We start from the raw sequence: 15,558 nt of genomic DNA, 5'->3' as shown, positions 1-15,558 counted from the left end.
CTCAAAGTACTGTCCTGTCACACACGGTAGGCACAGTGGCGAGGTGTACCGGATGCGATTGACATGTCTATGAAACTGGCTAGCTGGCGTGACCGTCTGACCCAGCAGGAGCAGCTGAACTTTCTGCTGACCAACCGGGTGCCGCGGCTGGCGCTCACCCGGTTCATGGGCTGGTACAGCCGCATCGAGAGCCCGTGGCTGACGCGGCTGTCGGTGGCGGTCTGGCGGCTTTTCACCGATCTGGACCTGAGCGAAGCGGAGCCCCGTGACTACCGCAGCCTGCGGGAGGTCTTCACCCGGCGACTGCGGCCCGGCATGCGGCCGGTGGACAGCGACCCGTCCCTGCTGGTGAGCCCGTGTGACGCCATCGTCGGCGCCCACGGCCGGGTGCAGCGCGGCCTGGCGCTGCAGGCCAAGGGCATGGCCTATGGCATCCAGGACCTGTTTGGCGATGCGCAGCGGGCGGCGCCCTACCTGAATGGCAGCTACCTCACCCTGCGGCTCACCTCGTCGATGTACCACCGCTTCCACGCGCCGGCCGACCTGACGGTGGAGCGGGTGACCCATCTGGCGGGCGACACCTGGAACGTGAATCCGATTGCGCTCAAGCGGGTGGAGCGGCTCTTCTGCCGCAATGTGCGGGCGGCCATCGAGGCTCGGTTGCCGGACGGCACGCCCATCGCGATGGTGCCGGTCGCCGCCATCCTGGTGGCCAGCCTGCGTCTGCATGCGCTGGACCTGACTCTGCGACCGGACCATCCCGGTCCACACCGCTTCGACTGTCGCCATTCGCATACACGCGGCGAGGAGATGGGCTGGTTCGAGCAAGGTTCGACGATCATCGTGTTCCTGCCGCCCGGCGTGGCGCTGCTGGAGGCTGTGGTCACCGGCCAGCGGCTGCGCATGGGGCAGGCGATCGCCCGACTCCCTGGATCCTCCGCTGATGGCTGAACCCTTGCCCGACACACCGGCGCCGCTCCGGTCGCCTTTGTCCTCCGCCGACGGCGCGCCACCGCCGCCGCCGGCATCCGCAGGCGCATCGCAGATCAGCGCCCAGATCTCTTCCTACGGCGGGGACCAGAACGGTCTCATCTGCGGGTTCTGGATCCATCCCGACCGCCCCACCGAGTCGCTCCCCACGCTGGCCGATGCACAGGCGCGGCTGGAGCGGCCGGACGGCGGTTATGTCTGGCTGCATCTGAATCTCAGCCATGCGGGGGCGATGCCCTGGCTGGCGAAGCACGCGGTGCTGGCCGACAGCTTCATGGAAGCTCAGCAGGCCGGCTCGCGCTCCTCCCGCATCGAGCGCGACCGGGATCAGCTGTTTGCCGTGCTCAACGACGTCACCTTCGACTTCGCTTTCGACGTGGAGGACGTGTCCACCCTGTGGATGCAGGTCAGCGAGCATCTGGTCCTCAGCGCCCGCCGCTCGCCGCTGCGGTCGGTGGACCGGCTGCGCATGGCGGTCAAGCGCGGCGACCGGCCGCAATCGACGCTGGGGCTGCTTGACCATCTGCTGCGCGATCAGGCGGATGAGCTGCAGCGCATCGTCCGTCAGGCGACGGAGCGGGTGGACGACATCGAAGACGCGCTGCTGGCCGGACGCCGGCCGGGCACCGACAACGACGTGGCCCAGTTGCGACGGCTGATGGTGCGGCTGCAGCGCCTGCTGGCGCCGGAACCGAGCGCGCTGCTGCGCATGCTGTCGCATCCGCCGGCCTGGGTGACGCCTTCGGACCAGCAGCAACTGCAGCAGGCCAGCGAAGAGTTTGCCCTGGTGCTGCGGGACATTCAGGCGCTGCAGGAACGCATCCGGGCGGTGCAGGATGAGACCGCCGCGCTGGTGGCACAGGAAAACAACCGCACGCTCTATCTGCTGACGATGGTGACGGTGCTGGCCCTACCGATCAACCTGGTGTCCGGCCTGTTCGGGATGAATGTCGGCGGGCTGCCCTTCCTCGACCATCCCCACGGCTTCGTCGTGGTGGTCATGCTGATCGTGGTGCTGACGGTGCTGGTGACGGCGCTGCTGGTCTGGGCGATCCGGCGGCCGTCCCGTTGAACGGAAGCATCAAAGCCCGAGGAAGGTCGTGATCGCCGGCAGATGGTCGTCGAAGTCAGACAGCGCATGGTCCCCGCCGTCCAGCAGGCGGATGTGGCTGCCGGGGTAACGCGCCACCATTTCTTCCCAGCTGAGCAGCTCATCGCCTTTGGCGATCACCGCCATCAGCCGTTCCGGATGCGTGAGCGGCCCCACGGTCAGCGCCTGCAGTTCCCCGACGAACTCCGGACGGAAATAAAAGCGCTCCTGCGGGTTCTGCCACACCGTCTGTTCGCCGATGTAGGCGGCCAGATCCCGCGCCGGGTCCACCGCTGGATTGATCAGCGCGGTGCGGGCGCCGGTCTGCTGTGCCAGATAGGTGGCATAGAAGCCGCCCAGGGAACTGCCCATCACCGCCATCGTGTCGCGCGGCCAGTCCGCCACCAGGGCGGTGGCCAGCGCCATGGCCGCCTTCGGCGAGGGCGGCAACTGGGGACACACCAGCGTCAGGTCGGGCCGATGCTCGGCCACCCAGCGGGTCATGCGCAGGGCTTTGGCCGATTGCGGAGACGACCGAAATCCATGCAAATACAGCAGGTGAGTGCGGGGGGCGGGAACGGCGGTAGTCATGCGCTGCAGTGTAGGGGTGAGCCCTGAATCACTTCCGGCACAGGGCTGCTGAATCGGTTAATGTCCCGGCCTCCGTGCGCCACGCGCGCCCCCGAAATTCCAGGTCCCGTTCCGATGCCTGCGGTTGATCGTTGCCGGTAGCCGTCGCCACCCGCCGCACCGACACTGCAGCTGTTCACTCTTCACCGATCTGCCTCATGATCACTACGGATTCCCTCAAGCTGTCCGCCATTGCCCTGGCGTCCCTGATGCTGTGCGCCTGCGCCACCGTGCCGGCCGGCGGCAATGGCGCCGCCGCCGCGCCTGCGGCCGCCGCATCGGCCCCGGCCACCGCCGCGTCCGGTGCCCCGGGCGCTCCCGGCGCCCCTTCGCCGATGACGGCCCGACCGCCGGCGGACCCCACCGCGCCGAAGCCCTTCGCCGAGGTGTCGCGCGACACCAAGCGCCAGGACGGCCTGTTCCCCATCCTTCGGAAAGACGAGAAGGTCTGGCTGGAAATTCCGCGGGCCATGCTGAACAAGCCCTTCCTGTTCACCATCAACATCTCCAGCTCCATCGGTGAGCGCGGTTTCTACGCCAGCCAGATGGGTCCGGACGTGATGGCCGAATGGCGCCGCGTGGGCAACATGATCCAGCTGGTGGCCCTGAACACCCGCTTCCGCGCCGAAGGCGGCGGCAAGCGTGCGGTGGAAGAGGCGTTCTCGCCCAGCCTGCTGGCCGCGGGTCCGGTGGCCAGTGCCGATCATCCGGAGCGCAAGTCCTTCCTGGTGGATGCCGGCCTGCTGCTGACCGACATCCCGGGCATGAGCACCCGCATGGAAATGGCGTTCCGCCTGCCGTATTCGGTCGACCGCAGCAACTCCTACTTCGAGACCACCCGCGCCGACGGCACGCTCAGCACCCTGAGCGCCAAGGTGCACTACTTCACCCCCCGCATTCCTGCGCCGCCGCTGGTGGCGCCGCCGGTGCCGGTGCCGCCGCCCCCGATGGCGACGCCGGATCCGCGCTCGATGTTCATGGGCTTTGTCTACAACTTCCGCGCGCTGCCGGAAGCCGCCATGCCCACCCGTCGCGCGGATGGCCGCCTGGGCCACTTCACCGAGTCGTTCAACGACCTGAGTGACGACAGCAAGGCCAATACGCGGGTGCACTACATCAACCGATGGCGCCTGGAGAAAAAGGATCCGTCAGCGGCGCTGTCCGAGCCGGTGCAGCCGATCGTTTACTGGATGGACAAGAACATTCCCGCCAAGTACCGCCCGGCGGTGGAGGCCGGCATCCTGGAATGGAACAAGGCCTTCGAGAAGATCGGCTTCAAGAACGCGGTGGTCGCCAAGCAGCAGCCGGATGATGCCGACTGGGACAACATGGATGCGCAGCATGCGTCCATCCGCTGGTTCGTGGGGGCGGACGTGGGCTTTGCCATCGGCCCGTCGCATGTGGACCCGCGCACCGGCGAGATCCTGGACGCCGACATCGGCATGAGCGATGTGTTCTCTCGTGGCGGGCGCGCCTTCATCAGCGAGGATGTGCCCCGCCTCACCAGCCTGAGTGATGAAGAAAAGGCGCTGGCCCAGATGAACCAGGGCTGGCGCGAAGGCCGCAACGCCAGCTACTGCACCTATGCAATGGATGCTGCCTCGGAGATGAACTTCGCGCTGGACATTCTGGAAGCCCGGGGCGACATCGACCCCAACAGCCCGGAGGCCGAAGCCTTTGTGCAGGCGCGGATCAAGGACGTGATCATGCATGAGGTGGGTCACACCCTCGGCCTCAAGCACAACTTCAAGGCGTCCACCACGGTCTCGCAGGCGCAGCTCAAGGACAAGGCCTACACCGATGCCCACGGCATTTCCGGCTCGGTGATGGACTACAACGCCTACAACATCCCGCTCGAAGGCGAGGCGCCGACCAGCTACAACAACACGACGCTCGGTGCCTATGACTACTGGGCGATTGAGTACGCCTACAAGACGGTCGGCAAGGAGCAGGAAGAGGCGGAGCTGACCCGCATCGCGTCCCGCAATACCGAGCCGGGCCATGCGTACGCGGACGACACCGATGCCGGCGGCTTCGGCCCCTACGACGGCATGGATCCGATGATCAACCGCTTCGACCTGGGCGACGATCCGCTGGCCTACTACCAGAAGCGTCTGAAGCTCTCGCAGGAGCTGTGGAACCGGGTGCAGAACCGCAAGCCGGTGGCGGGGGAAGATCCGCTGCGTCAGCGCCGCTCGCTGATCAACGGCTTCATGCAATTGGGCCGGGCGTCGGAGCTGGTGGGCAAGTATGTGGGCGGCATGTACACGGTGCGGGATGTGCCGGGGGCGTCGCGTCCGGCGCTGACGCCGGTGGATCCGGCCAAGCAGCGGGAGGCGCTGCGCTTCCTGGCCACGGGCCTGTTCAGTGCGGACAGCTTCCGCTTCAAGCCGGAATTCCTGAGCTCGCTGACCACCGACTATGTGGAGTTCGCGCGTCCGCAGTGGGTGAGCATTCCGGCGGCGGTGTCGACGGTGCAGCTGGCGGCGCTGAACCGGCTGCTGAGCGTGAGCACGGCGGTCCGTCTGATGGAACTGCCCAACTATGTGCCGGCGTCGCAGCGCAAGGGCATCATCTCGCTCAATGAGGTGTATGGCACGCTGCAGTCGTCCATCTGGAGCGAGCTGAAGACCGGCGGCGAGATCGACCGTCTGCGTCGCAACCTGCAACGCGAGTATCTGCGCCGTCTGCAGGCCAACCTGACGCATGGCAATGCCACCGGCCAGTTTGCTGATGCTTATGCGCTGATGCGCTTCCAGGCGACGCAGCTGCAGTCCGAGTTGCGTGCGGCGCAGTCCAGGGGCGGCCAGTCGGTGGAGACGCGTGCGCACATTGCGGAGAGTCTCGACCTGCTGAGCACCACGCTCAAGGCGACGATGACACGCACCTGAAGGTGAGGGCGCCAAGGCGCCCCGATCACAAGGAGCAAGGGCCGGTGGAGACCGGCCCTTTTTTATGCGCCATGGCGGGCGCCACAAAAGACAAGGGCGCCTGGCCGATGAAGCGCAGCGCCCGTGAGAGCGGGGAAGCCGACTTGTCATCGTCCTGCGACCCCGGCTGGTTCAACGCTTTCACCCGAGGGTGTCGGCGGATCCAGACTCAGATTCCTTGAAGGAATGGAAGGAGTGTACGAGAGGCCTAGTGAGGCCGCAACACAGCGGCGCAGTTGATCGAGATCTTCGTCAGAAACTTTGACCAATGCGTGCTGGCGACCCCCGCGACGTGTGCGTGTGTAGTGAAGATCCATACGCGCAGTACTCAGCGTGTAGATCATGTCGCACTTGGCCCAGACGGTCTTCTCTGGATCGTCATTGGGCCGAGGATTGGCCGCAAGGCGATGGTGGTACGCCTCTTCACGTCGTGGCGCCGTGGTGGACAGTGGAATCACGGTCACCAGGCGCTGTTGATGGCGACTTCGGCCCACGACCACGACTTCACGTCGTTTCACCATCTCAGGCTCGACGAAGCCACCGAAATCGCAGACCAGCACGGATCCTATTCGAGGAGGAAATGACAAGCTCATGGGGCACGGTCTCCCGCCGCAAAGCTGTCAGTCTGAAGGCCCTCTGATGCGCTCAGAATTGCATGGACGGCAGGCGCTTGAATTTCGTCAAGGCACTGACACTTCCGGCCGTCTGGCGGCCGCCGACTCAACCCGTCCGATCCTCCGGATACCGACGCTCCGCCGCCACGATGTCCCACACCGCGATGAACATCGCTGCAATCAGCGGGCCGATCACGAAGCCGTTGATGCCGAACACCGCCATGCCGCCGATGGTCGTCATCAGCACCACATAGTCCGGCATCTTGGTGTCCTTGCCTACCAGCAGCGGACGCAGCAGGTTATCCACCAGGCCGATCACCATCGTCCCGTAGAGCATCAGACCGACGCCGGCACCCACCGACCCGGTCGCCAGCAGATAGATCGCCACCGGCCCCCACACCATGGCCGCACCCACCGCCGGCAGCAGCGACAGGAAGGCCATCAGCACGGCCCACAGCACCGGCGCATGGATGTCCAGCACCCAGAAGGCCAGACCGCCCAGCGCGCCTTGCAGCACCGCCACCACGATGTTGCCCTTGACCGTCGCCCGGATCACCGTGCGGAACTTGTCGCCCAGCTGGCGCTTGTAGGCATCCTGCAGCGGCAGGGCGTCACGGATGCGCTTGGACAGCTGCTCGCCATCCCGCATCAGGAAGAACAGCAGATACAGCATCACAAAGAAGCTGACCACAAAGTCGAAAGTGTCCTGACCAAAACCCAGCGCCTTGGTCGCCACGAACTGGCTGGCCTGATTCAGCGCCGAGCCCAGCCGGTCCTGCAGATTGGTCAGGTCCTGCAGCCCCAGCCGCTCGAGCAGGTCCATCACCCAGCGCGGCGTGGCGGCGTAGATCTGCTGCACATAGGTGTGGAAGTCGAACTTGCCCGACTTGAACATCTCATAGAGCACTGTCGCTTCCCGCACCAGCGCCGCGGTGACGTAGGCCATCGGCACCACCACCAGCACCACGATCAGCAGGATGGTGAGAATCCCCGCCACATTCGGCCGGTTGAGCTTGCGCAGCAGCCTCAGGTAGATGGGCCGGAAGACGATGGCCAGCGCCACGCCCCAGAGAATCGCGCCGAGCATCGGCCAGAGGATCCATCCGAAGCCGACCGTCACCAGAGTGAGCAGGCAGAGAAAGGAACGGTTTTGCAGGGCAGGGACCTGCTTGCCGGGAACGCTCATCGTGTCGGTGCTCCGGGAGAATGAAGGAACGGTCGGGACTGTGGTGGCACGGCAGGGCAGCCAGCATGCCTGGCAGACGCGTGGTTGCGCCTGGGGGCGGAGCTTACGTCTTCGCCAGCGCCGCCAGCAGTTTCTCGTGAATGCCGCCGAAACCCCCGTTGCTCATGCACAGCAGATGGTCGCCGGGCTTGGCCGCGGCCACCACCAGGCGGACCAGATCGTCCACATTGGCGCCGACCACCGCCTGCTCGCCCAGCGGCGCCAGGGTCTCGCGGGCATCCCAGGTCAGGCCGTCCTGGTTGCAGAAGCTGATGTCCGCTTCTTCCAGCGCCCAGGGCAGCTGCGCCTTCATCGTGCCCAGCTTCATCGTGTTGGAGCGCGGCTCGAAGATGGCCAGGATGCGCTCGGCCGGTGCGATGCGACGGCGCAGGCCTTCCACCGTCGTGTGGATGGCGGTGGGATGGTGGGCGAAGTCGTCATAGACCTTGATGCCCCTCACCTCACCGCGCAGCTCCAGGCGACGGCGGACGCTCTTGAAGCTGCACAGGGCGGTGGCGGCCGCTTCCGGATCCACCCCCACATGCTCCGCTGCGGCGATCGCCGCCAGCGCGTTGAGCTGGTTGTGCTCGCCCATCAGCTCCCAGTTCACGTGGCCGACCTTCAGGCTGCCGCGCAGCACGTCGAAGGAGCTCGGCTCGCCGCGGGCCCGCAGGGCGCCCGGTTCTTCCTTGCGGGCGCCGAAGCGCTGCACCTCGCTCCAGCAGCCGCGGCTCAGCACTCGCTGCAGGGCGTCCTCTCGGGCATTGACGACGAGCCGCCCTGACGGCGGCACGGTGCGGACCAGATGATGGAACTGGGTCTCGATGGCCGCCAGGTCCGGGAAGATGTCCGCGTGGTCGTGCTCCAGGTTGTTGAGCACCGCGGTACGCGGACGGTAGTGCACGAACTTGCTGCGCTTGTCGAAGAACGCGGTGTCGTATTCGTCCGCCTCGATGACGAAGTGGCGCCCGTCTCCCAACCGTGCCGACACGCCGAAGTTCTGCGGCACGCCCCCGATCAGGAAGCCGGGGTTCAACCCCGCGCTCTCCAGGATCCAGGCCAGCATCGAGGTGGTGGTTGTCTTGCCGTGGGTCCCCGCCACCGCCAGCACATGACGGCCCTGCAGCACATGCTCCGCCAGCCATTGCGGGCCGCTGGTGTAGGGCAGCCCCGCGTCGAGGATCGCTTCCATCAGCGGAAAACGGCCTTCCGAAGACCGCGTCACCACATTGCCCACCACAAACAGGTCCGGGCGCAGAGCCAGTTGGTCCTCGCCAAAGCCCTCGATCAGCTCGATGCCCAGCGCCTCGAGCTGCGTGGACATCGGCGGATACACATTGGCATCGCAGCCGGTGACCCGATGACCTGCCTCGCGGGCGAGGGCGGCCAGACCGCCCATGAAAGTGCCGCAGATGCCCAGAATGTGGATATGCATGGTTCGTGCTTCAGCTGCTGTACCAAAGGGTAAGCAAGAGTAATACCTGTCTCAGGGTGGGCGGATCGCGACAGTCCCGGCTCGGCGTTTGCCTGCCGCGGCCCCTCAGCGCAGCGCCGTGCGGGCGGCTGCCAGGGTGGCGTCGATGTCGGCGTCGGTATGGGCCGCCGAGACAAAGCCTGCTTCGTACAAGGCCGGCGCCAGGTAGACCCCGGCGTCCAGCATCGCATGGAAGAAGCGGTTGAACCGCTCCTTGTCGGTGCGCATCACCTCGGTGTAGTTCTGCGGCAGTTCCGGCAGCAGGAAGAAGCCGAACATGCCGCCCTGGCTGTCGGCGCTGAAGGGCACGCCCTGCTCGCGCGCCACGGCGCTGAGGCCCTCCACCAGGCGGCGGGTGCGGGCCGACAGGGCCTCGAAGAAGCCCGGTTTGCGGATCTCGCGCAGCGTGGCCAGACCGCAGGCGGTCGCCACCGGATTGCCCGACAGCGTGCCGGCCTGATAGACCCCGCCCAGCGGCGCCAGGTGCTTCATGATGTCCCGGCTCGCGCCGAAGGCGGCCAGCGGCATGCCGCCGCCGATGACCTTGCCGAAGACACTGATGTCCGGCTTGAAGCCGGGAATCAGGTCGGCATAGTGGCCCTGGGCGCTGCGCAGGCCCACGCGGAAGCCGGTCATGACTTCGTCCAGCACCAGCAGGGCGCCGGATGCGGTGCACAGCTCCCGCAGGCGGGTCATGAACGGCACGCTGGCACGTACGAAGTTCATGTTGCCGGCGATCGGTTCCACGATCACGCAGGCCAGTTCCGGGCCATACAGCGCGAAGGCCTCTTCCAGCGCTTCGACGTTGTTGTATTCCAGAACCAGCGTGTGCTGCGCGGTGGCTTCCGGCACGCCCGCGCTGGTCGGATGGCCGAAGGTGGCCAGGCCCGAGCCGGCCTTGACCAGCAGGGCATCGGTGTGGCCGTGGTAGCAGCCTTCAAACTTGATGAAGGTGTTCCGGCCGGTGGCGCCGCGGGCCAGGCGGATGGCGCTCATCGTGGCTTCGGTGCCGGAGCTGACCAGCCGCACCTGCTCGCAGCTGGGCACCAGTTGCAGAATTTCTTCCGCCAGTTCGATCTCACGCTCGGTCGGCGCGCCGAAGGACAGGCCCTCGGTCACCGCCCGCTGCACCGCCTCGATCACCGCCGGATGGCCATGCCCCAGGATCATCGGGCCCCAGGAGCCGATGTAGTCGATGTAGCGTTTGCCATCGGCGTCCACCATGTAGGCGCCTTCACCGCGGGCGATGAAGCGCGGCGTGCCGCCGACCGCGCGGAAGGCCCGCACCGGCGAATTGACGCCGCCGGGGATGACCCGCTGGGCGCGCTCGAAGAGGGAGTCGTTCTGGCTCATGATCACAAAGTTCAGTGGATACGGCGCGGGCCGCGGGTGGGCGGCTCGTCGATGAGGGGCTCGTCCGGGGTGACCGGCTGGCCATCGGGACCGGCTTCGGCGCCTTCTTCCCCGGGCGGTAGCGCCCAGAAGAAGCGGTCCGGAATGACATTGCCCATGCCGGGACGGAAGCCCGATTCCAGGGCCTGATCCAGGAAGGCCAGGGCTTCGCCGACCGCATCATGCGGCTCGGACCCCACCGACAGCAGGGCGGCCAGGGCCGCCGACAGCGTGTCGCCGGCGCCGACGAAGCTGGCTTCGAAACGTTCGAACTTCTCGCCGGTGATCGGGCCCTGCGGCCCGGCCAGCACATTGTCCAGATACTGGTTGGGCAGGCTGATGCCGGTCACCAGCACATGGGCGGCGCCGTGCTGATGGGCGGCCACGGCCAGCTCGCGGGGCGAGGCGGGGCGGTCGGCATCCCAGTCGGGCAGCAGGCAGTCGCTCAGGGTCTTGTGGTTGCCCACCAGCACCAGGGTCTGCGGCAGCACCAGTTCCCGGAAGGCGTCCAGGTAGCTCTGCTGCTGCTCCTCGTCCAGCCAGGCGATGCTGGGCAGGTAGGCCACCAGCGGCACGTCCGGATAGTCGGACAGCACCTCCGCCACCGACGAAATACCCTCGGCGCTGCCGAGGAATCCGACCTTCCAGGCGGCCACCGGCACGTCTTCCAGGATGGAGCGGGCCTGCTCGACGATGCAGTCGCCGTCCAGCGTCTGATGGTCGAAGACCTCGGCGGTATCCCGCATGACGATGGCGGTCACCACCGGCAGCGCATGGGCGCCCATGGCGGCGATGGTGGCCACGTCACCGGCACTGCCGCCGGCGCCGCTGGGGTCGCTGGCATTGAAGCTCATGACGCAGGCGGGTGGGGGCGACTCCTGCTCCTCGCCCGGTTGGGCGCCGGTCGGGTCGGGGGTGGGAGAGGTTGGATCTTGACGGCTCATGGATGGGCGGCGGGAAGCCGTGAACTGATGCGCGAAATGTGACGAAGGACCGGTTTTAACTGTTGTTTCATCGGTACTTCTGCCCTCCGGGATACCCAGGGGGCGTGGCTACAATCTTTCGATCATTGTAGTGATGCAAAGTCAACCCATCGTGAGCGAAGCAAGGACCTGGATGTGCCTGATCTGTGGCTGGATTTATGACGAAGCCGCCGGAGACCCTGAGCACGGTATCGCTCCCAACACGCGTTGGGAAGATGTGAACATGAATTGGACCTGCCCGGAGTGCGGCGCCCGCAAGGAAGACTTCGAAATGGTCCAGATCTGACCGATCGGATGGCCCGGGCGGTGCTGACCGCCCGAACCGGACCCACGAACTGGCAACTAGCGCGAAACGGATCACGGAAGCCCCTCGCTTCCTGTGTCGCGCCGGCCCGAATCGCAACAACACTGACGACCCTGGTCTGACACTTACGGAGAACAGCTTGGAATCCAAGGCCACAAAGGTGCTGGTCATCGACGACAGCAACACCATCCGCCGCAGCGCAGAAATCTTTCTGAAGCAGGGTGGGCATCAGGTGGTGCTGGCGGAGGATGGCTTCGACGCCCTCGCCAAGCTGAGCGACTACCAGCCGGACCTCGTGTTCTGCGACATCCTGATGCCGCGGCTGGACGGTTATCAGACCTGCGCCATCATCAAGCGGAATCCGCAGTTTTCCCAAGTCCCGGTCATCATGCTGTCTTCCAAGGACGGTCTGTTCGACAAGGCGCGGGGACGGATGGTGGGTTCGCAGGACTATCTGACCAAACCGTTCACCAAGGATCAGTTGCTGCAGGCAGTCCAGCAGCACAGGCGAGAGCCCTGAACGTCAACAACCTCACACCGCCGCGTTATCGCGGCGTTTGAACTTCCGAGTTTCCTGTCAATCTCATCATCCCTGACAAAAAGGCCATCGCGGCCGAAGTCTGGCCGCGCTACCTGGGAGCATCCATGTCCATCCAAAAAATCCTGGTCGTCGACGATTCGAAGACCGAGCTGCACCACCTGAGCGACCTTCTGACCAAGCGCGGCTACACCGTGCGCACCGCTGAAAACGGTGAAGAAGCGATGAAGCGTCTCGAGGAAGAAAAGCCTGACCTGATCCTGATGGACGTGGTCATGCCCGGCCAGAACGGTTTCCAGCTGACCCGTGCCATCACCCGCGACGAGCGTTACGCCGACGTGCCGGTGGTGATCTGCACCAGCAAGAACCAGGAGACCGACAAGGTCTGGGGCATGCGCCAGGGCGCCCGCGACTACGTCGTCAAGCCGGTCAAGGCGGACGAGCTGATCGCCAAGATCAAGGCACTGGGCTGAGACCATGGCCAACAAGCAAGCCCTGCGAGACCTCCAGCAACGCCTGGCGCAACGGATGCAGGCGGCGCGCGAGACGCCGCAAGCCGCCAACTGGCTGGCCGTGGAGTGTGCCGGCCTGGGCTTGCTGCTGCCGCTGAAACAGTCCGGCGAAATCTTTACCCCTGTGCCGCTGCAGCAGGTGCCCTATACCCAGCCGTGGATGCTGGGCGTGGCCAACCTGCGCGGCGGCTTGCATACGGTGGTGGACCTGTCGGCCTTCCTGGGCCTGCGGGGCGCGACCTCCCTGACGCCTTCCCACCGGTTGGTGTCGATCAACCCGGAGCTGGGTATCAACTGCGCGCTGCTGGTGGACCAGCTCCTCGGCCTGCGCGGCGACGAACAGCTTCAGGCCGAGCCGGACACGGCCGGCCATCCCGACTTCGCCCCGATGCGCATGCGCGACGGGCAGGGCCGGCGCTGGCAGGTGCTGGATCTGGATGCACTGATCCTGCATCCCCAATTCCTGCGCATTGTTTTGAACTGATGCCTGAATGCGGCCTGTGACGGCCAGCTTCGACGAAACGAGACCAAACGAGGGTGTGATGAGCTTCCTGGACAAAATCAAGAACAAGGGCAAAAACGAGGGCAAGGCGGACGTCGACATCGACGACACCGGCCCCTCGACCGAGAACGCGGCCGCGGCCGATGAATCGCAGGACTTCCAGCCCTCGATCATCACCACCGCCCAGCCCACCGCAGAGTTCCAGGAAACCGGTGCCGGCTTCCAGCCGACCACCGCGGCCGTGGAATCCGCGTCGTCCATGCCCAAGAAGCTGCCGCCGCAGCCGCCGCGTCGCACCGGCCTGCTGACAGCCCTGGTGGCTGCCGGTCTGGTGGGCACCGTGCTGACCGTGACCCTCAGCCTCGTGGGTTCGAACCGCGCCGCCGACCAGGTGGCCGGTGCCGGTCAGGCGATGACGGAATCGCAGCGTCTGGCCAAGGCGGTCTCGACCGCGCTGCTGGGCAACAAGAACGCCTTCCCTGAAATGAAGGAAAGCTCGCAGGTGCTGACCAGCGTGATCGCCGGCCTGCGGGACGGTTCGGACACCCTGGCCGAAGCCCCGGGCTCCGTCAAGCCGCTGCTCGAGAAGATCGCCCCGATGGTCGAGCGCGCCGACAAGAACACCAAGGTGATGCTGGCTCAGGAAAAGGTGCTGACGCAGGTGGGCGCCGCTCTGCGCGCCATTAACCGCCAGTCGTCGGACCTGCTGGAAAGCGCTGAAGCCGTGGCTTCGCTGTCGATCCAGGGCAATGCCTCCACCGGTGAAGTGGCCGCGGTCGGTCAGCTGGTGATGCTGACGCAGCGGATCGGCAAGTCCGCCAACGAATTCCTGACCCAGGACGGCGTGAGCCCCGAGGCCGTGTTCCTGCTGGGCAAGGACTTGAACGCCTTCCGTGAAATCGCTCAGGCCCTGCTGGACGGCAACCCGGAACTGCGCCTGAATGGCGCCAAGGATCCGCAGGTGCGTGAGCGCCTGAAGGTGCTGCTGAGCCAGTACGACCAGACCCGCACCCAGGCCACCGCCATTCTGTCCAACCTGCAGGGCCTGGTGTCCTCGCGGGAAGCGCAGACCTCCATCCTGAACGACAGCGAAGTGCTGCGTAAGGACCTGGGCCAGCTCTCGACCGACCTGGCTGCGGCCGGCGGTCTGAGCTTCGTCCTGGTGGCTGGCATGGTGCTGTCGCTGCTGGCCCTGGTGGGCGGCGCGGTCGGCTTCCTGCAGCTGTATGTGCGTGACCAGGCCCGCCGTGCCCAGCTCGCTGACGAACAGCGTCGTGAAGCTGAAGCGCAGGAACAGGAAGCCAAGCGCGTCAACGACGCGAACCAGGCCGCCATTCTGCGTCTGATGAACGAACTGCAGACGGTGGCTGAAGGTGACTTGACCCACCAGGCCACGGTGACGGAAGACATCACCGGCGCGATCGCCGACTCGGTGAACTACACGGTGGAAGAGCTGCGCAGCCTGGTGCACCAGGTGCAGACGACGGCCGTGCGGGTGACGGACACGACCGCGCAGGTCGACCAGACCTCGACCGAACTGCTGGCCGCCTCGACCGAACAGCTGCACGAGATTCGCGCCACCGGTGAAGCGGTGCTGCAGATGGCCCACCGAATCAACGATGTGTCCACGCAGGCGCAGACAACGGCCGAAGTGGCCCGCCAGTCGCGTATGGCTGCTGAACAGGGTCTGCAGGCGATGCAAAACAACATCGGCGGTATGAACCAGATCCGGGACCAGATCCAGGAAACGTCGAAGCGGATCAAGCGTCTGGGCGAGTCGTCGCAGGAAATTGGCGAGATCACCGAGCTGATTTCGGACATTACCGAACAGACCAACGTGCTGGCGCTGAACGCGGCCATCCAGGCCGCATCCGCCGGTGAAGCCGGTCGCGGCTTCTCGGTGGTGGCGGAAGAAGTGCAGCGTCTGGCGGAACGTTCCGCCGATGCAACGCGCCGAATCGCGGCCCTGGTGAAGACCATTCAGACCGACACGCACGACGCGGTGGCCGCTATGGAACGCTCCACCCTGGGTGTGGTGGAAGGTACCAAGCTGTCTGACGCGGCCGGTCGCGCCCTGGAAGACATCGACGCGGTGTCGCGTCGCCTGGACGAACTGATCGGTCAGATCACGACCGTTGCGCAGAACGAAGCCCGTGCGGCCAACGAGGTGGGTGCAAATATTCAGCACATCTTCGCGGTGACCGAGCAGACTTCCGAAGGTACGCGTTCCACCGCCCAGATGGTGCATGAGCTGTCCCGGTCGGCGGAAGCGCTGAAGCAGTCGGTGGCCCGATTCAAGGTGACCAGCTGATCCCTGCCGGGCAACGGCACAGGGGCAGCACCTCGACCGGCACACAGGGCGGCACACAGCACA

At 65.9% G+C, this 15,558-nt stretch carries 14 protein-coding genes; 8 read left to right on the top strand and 6 right to left on the bottom strand.

The genetic code is table 11. The annotated features are described in order from the left end of the window. The first annotated feature begins 63 nt into the window (after positions 1 to 63). Together asd and FHS28_RS13245 are read left to right on the top strand one after the other, a co-directional pair. Positions 64 to 951 carry an archaetidylserine decarboxylase gene (gene asd / locus FHS28_RS13250; RefSeq protein WP_184294748.1) on the top strand — a complete coding sequence of 296 codons (888 nt, stop codon included), beginning with the start codon at positions 64 to 66 and terminating at the stop codon, positions 949 to 951. Next, positions 944 to 2,062: a transporter gene (locus FHS28_RS13245; protein ID WP_088451166.1), complete on the top strand. Its 1,119-nt coding sequence runs from the start codon at positions 944 to 946 to the stop codon at positions 2,060 to 2,062. The genes asd and FHS28_RS13245 overlap by 8 nt, the downstream gene beginning before the upstream one ends. A 9-nt stretch (positions 2,063 to 2,071) precedes the next feature. On the opposite strand, the gene FHS28_RS13240 is transcribed toward FHS28_RS13245, so the two are convergent. Continuing rightward, a complete protein-coding gene (locus tag FHS28_RS13240; RefSeq protein WP_088451164.1) occupies positions 2,072 to 2,671 on the bottom strand; it encodes a YqiA/YcfP family alpha/beta fold hydrolase in 600 nt (199 codons plus the stop codon). Positions 2,672 to 2,868: 197 nt separating this feature from the next. On the opposite strand from FHS28_RS13240, the gene FHS28_RS13235 reads away from it, so the two are divergent. Beyond that, complete coding sequence (locus FHS28_RS13235; RefSeq protein ID WP_088451162.1) at positions 2,869 to 5,601, top strand: zinc-dependent metalloprotease; 2,733 nt, start codon at positions 2,869 to 2,871, stop codon at positions 5,599 to 5,601. A gap of 146 nt (positions 5,602 to 5,747) precedes the next feature. Here FHS28_RS13235 and FHS28_RS13230 read toward each other — a convergent pair whose 3' ends face one another. The 5 genes from FHS28_RS13230 to thiD form a co-directional block, all read right to left on the bottom strand. Continuing rightward, positions 5,748 to 6,233, bottom strand: a complete 486-nt coding sequence (locus FHS28_RS13230) for a type II toxin-antitoxin system PemK/MazF family toxin (RefSeq protein WP_088451160.1) — start codon at positions 6,231 to 6,233, stop codon at positions 5,748 to 5,750. Positions 6,234 to 6,360: 127 nt separating this feature from the next. Then, the gene (locus FHS28_RS13225) at positions 6,361 to 7,440 is read right to left on the bottom strand and encodes an AI-2E family transporter (protein WP_088451158.1); all 1,080 of its coding nucleotides are present in this window, start codon (positions 7,438 to 7,440) and stop codon (positions 6,361 to 6,363) included. 103 nt (positions 7,441 to 7,543) lie between these two features. Continuing rightward, a complete protein-coding gene (mpl, locus tag FHS28_RS13220) occupies positions 7,544 to 8,914 on the bottom strand; it encodes a UDP-N-acetylmuramate:L-alanyl-gamma-D-glutamyl-meso-diaminopimelate ligase (RefSeq protein WP_088451156.1) in 1,371 nt (456 codons plus the stop codon). Positions 8,915 to 9,019: 105 nt separating this feature from the next. Continuing rightward, a complete protein-coding gene (gene hemL, locus FHS28_RS13215; RefSeq protein WP_088451154.1) occupies positions 9,020 to 10,306 on the bottom strand; it encodes a glutamate-1-semialdehyde 2,1-aminomutase in 1,287 nt (428 codons plus the stop codon). An 11-nt stretch (positions 10,307 to 10,317) separates the two neighbouring features. Next, complete coding sequence (thiD, locus tag FHS28_RS13210) at positions 10,318 to 11,289, bottom strand: bifunctional hydroxymethylpyrimidine kinase/phosphomethylpyrimidine kinase (RefSeq protein ID WP_246410029.1); 972 nt, start codon at positions 11,287 to 11,289, stop codon at positions 10,318 to 10,320. Positions 11,290 to 11,422: 133 nt separating this feature from the next. On the opposite strand from thiD, the gene FHS28_RS13205 reads away from it, so the two are divergent. From FHS28_RS13205 to FHS28_RS13185, 5 genes are all read left to right on the top strand, one after another. Then, positions 11,423 to 11,614, top strand: a complete 192-nt coding sequence (locus tag FHS28_RS13205) for a rubredoxin (protein ID WP_221193946.1) — start codon at positions 11,423 to 11,425, stop codon at positions 11,612 to 11,614. Between the two features lie 157 nt (positions 11,615 to 11,771). After that, the gene (locus FHS28_RS13200) at positions 11,772 to 12,152 is read left to right on the top strand and encodes a response regulator (protein WP_088451150.1); all 381 of its coding nucleotides are present in this window, start codon (positions 11,772 to 11,774) and stop codon (positions 12,150 to 12,152) included. Positions 12,153 to 12,277: 125 nt separating this feature from the next. Beyond that, positions 12,278 to 12,643 (top strand): response regulator, encoded by a 366-nt coding sequence (locus FHS28_RS13195; RefSeq protein ID WP_058936517.1) that lies wholly within the window; start codon positions 12,278 to 12,280, stop codon positions 12,641 to 12,643. A gap of 4 nt (positions 12,644 to 12,647) precedes the next feature. Further along, positions 12,648 to 13,166, top strand: coding sequence for a chemotaxis protein CheW (locus FHS28_RS13190; RefSeq protein WP_058936516.1), 519 nt, complete (start codon positions 12,648 to 12,650; stop codon positions 13,164 to 13,166). 58 nt (positions 13,167 to 13,224) lie between these two features. After that, a complete protein-coding gene (locus tag FHS28_RS13185) occupies positions 13,225 to 15,495 on the top strand; it encodes a methyl-accepting chemotaxis protein (protein WP_088451518.1) in 2,271 nt (756 codons plus the stop codon). Positions 15,496 to 15,558: the final 63 nt, after the last annotated feature.

Origin of the sequence: Roseateles terrae, from assembly GCF_014192155.1 — a bacterium.
In the GTDB taxonomy this organism is placed as follows: Bacteria; Pseudomonadota; Gammaproteobacteria; order Burkholderiales; family Burkholderiaceae_C; genus Roseateles; species Roseateles terrae.
Note: the sequence above shows the minus strand (reverse complement) of the source record. Positions and strands in the feature narration are given on the sequence as shown.

What these genes read in the sequence shown, in the direction of transcription:
- asd (WP_184294748.1), top strand. Translation starts at nt 64, where the DNA reads ATGTCTATGAAACTGGCTAGCTGGCGTGACCGTCTGACCCAGCAGGAG.
- FHS28_RS13245 (WP_088451166.1), top strand. Translation starts at nt 944, where the DNA reads ATGGCTGAACCCTTGCCCGACACACCGGCGCCGCTCCGGTCGCCTTTG.
- FHS28_RS13240 (WP_088451164.1), bottom strand. Translation starts at nt 2,671, where the DNA reads ATGACTACCGCCGTTCCCGCCCCCCGCACTCACCTGCTGTATTTGCAT.
- FHS28_RS13235 (WP_088451162.1), top strand. Translation starts at nt 2,869, where the DNA reads ATGATCACTACGGATTCCCTCAAGCTGTCCGCCATTGCCCTGGCGTCC.
- FHS28_RS13230 (WP_088451160.1), bottom strand. Translation starts at nt 6,233, where the DNA reads ATGAGCTTGTCATTTCCTCCTCGAATAGGATCCGTGCTGGTCTGCGAT.
- FHS28_RS13225 (WP_088451158.1), bottom strand. Translation starts at nt 7,440, where the DNA reads ATGAGCGTTCCCGGCAAGCAGGTCCCTGCCCTGCAAAACCGTTCCTTT.
- mpl (WP_088451156.1), bottom strand. Translation starts at nt 8,914, where the DNA reads ATGCATATCCACATTCTGGGCATCTGCGGCACTTTCATGGGCGGTCTG.
- hemL (WP_088451154.1), bottom strand. Translation starts at nt 10,306, where the DNA reads ATGAGCCAGAACGACTCCCTCTTCGAGCGCGCCCAGCGGGTCATCCCC.
- thiD (WP_246410029.1), bottom strand. Translation starts at nt 11,289, where the DNA reads ATGAGCCGTCAAGATCCAACCTCTCCCACCCCCGACCCGACCGGCGCC.
- FHS28_RS13205 (WP_221193946.1), top strand. Translation starts at nt 11,423, where the DNA reads ATGCAAAGTCAACCCATCGTGAGCGAAGCAAGGACCTGGATGTGCCTG.
- FHS28_RS13195 (WP_058936517.1), top strand. Translation starts at nt 12,278, where the DNA reads ATGTCCATCCAAAAAATCCTGGTCGTCGACGATTCGAAGACCGAGCTG.
- FHS28_RS13190 (WP_058936516.1), top strand. Translation starts at nt 12,648, where the DNA reads ATGGCCAACAAGCAAGCCCTGCGAGACCTCCAGCAACGCCTGGCGCAA.
- FHS28_RS13185 (WP_088451518.1), top strand. Translation starts at nt 13,225, where the DNA reads ATGAGCTTCCTGGACAAAATCAAGAACAAGGGCAAAAACGAGGGCAAG.